This window comes from Pseudomonas typographi, assembly GCF_014694385.1.
GTDB lineage: Bacteria > Pseudomonadota > Gammaproteobacteria > Pseudomonadales > Pseudomonadaceae > Aquipseudomonas > Aquipseudomonas typographi.
The window spans coordinates 1-976 of record NZ_JAAOCA010000102.1; the positions used below are offsets into that span (position 1 = coordinate 1).

At 53.5% G+C, this 976-nt stretch carries 1 protein-coding gene and 1 pseudogene; both read right to left on the bottom strand.

Annotated elements, in window-relative coordinates:
* Positions 1-226 precede the first annotated feature (226 nt).
* The gene (locus HAQ05_RS27830; protein WP_190427594.1) at positions 227-619 is read right to left on the bottom strand and encodes a response regulator; all 393 of its coding nucleotides are present in this window, start codon (positions 617-619) and stop codon (positions 227-229) included.
* A gap of 196 nt (positions 620-815) precedes the next feature.
* A pseudogene (locus HAQ05_RS29600) lies at positions 816-976 on the bottom strand (hypothetical protein); the annotation flags it as partial.

Here is a 976-nt window from a genome sequence, read left to right on the forward strand (position 1 = left end):
AGGGGTGACGTGTCGACACTGCGGCGCGGTCCAGCTTTTGACGGATGCACGGCGCCCTTTCGAGCACCGGGAGGGATGTGAGCAAGTCAAGCCCGCTGCGGAATTTCCGTGGCGTGATCTGACGGCGGTATTGCGTAGAATCGACTCCAAAACCCGAACCGACCAATCTGATGGCTAAAAGCACTAGCGCAGCAGATAAAGTCCAAAAAACGTCATCGGATTAAAATCAGGTTGCCTCCAGGCATGCAGAGACAGCGTTGCAAATTTCATCTAATGTCCATGGTTTAGAAATAAAACGCGCTCCTGGGGGAAGCTGACCAAACCACTCCGAGGTGAACCCACTGGTTATGAGTACTGGCACGCCCGGATGATGCTCGTGAACCTCTTGCGCAAGCTCCCACCCATTCAAGGAGCCAGGCGTAACCACGTCGGTGATAACTAAATTAAGCTCAGGGTGGTCCTGGAGCGCCCGAAAGCCATTATCCACCGTGTCCTCCGAATGAACGACGGCTCCCATTCCAGTCACCACCTCAACCAGAAGGTCACGTAATATTGAATCATCTTCGACAACCAGAACGACCGGGCTTTCTGTGGATGGGAGGCTCGCATAATCAGTCATAATCCAACGCTCCAATCGTTCAAGATGGCAATAGAAGTGGGACTATAGGTGAAATCTATTTTAGCCACGAAGCCGACGAAAGGTAGCCTTTATACCGCTATTTAATTGATCCAGGCATGTTGAAAGGAAGCGCATATGATTCACGGCGCCCAACTCGTGCATATTTCCCAACGCGGTAGTGACGAGTTTCATCTTGTTACCAACAGGCATTGTTCACAGCCTGCAATTCTTTTTCATACCCGATGCGCTGCCGACGCTCAGCCAAGAGCGCGCGCACCTTCACTTCCAGGCTGTCGCTCTTCTTCAAGCCGGCCGCTGCCCAGGGCGGAACGGCCACGGCCTGGGTGCGGCACGGCA

Excerpts from the sequence above, each read along its gene's own strand:
- HAQ05_RS27830 (WP_190427594.1), bottom strand. The coding sequence starts at position 619 with ATGACTGATTATGCGAGCCTCCCATCCACAGAAAGCCCGGTCGTTCTG.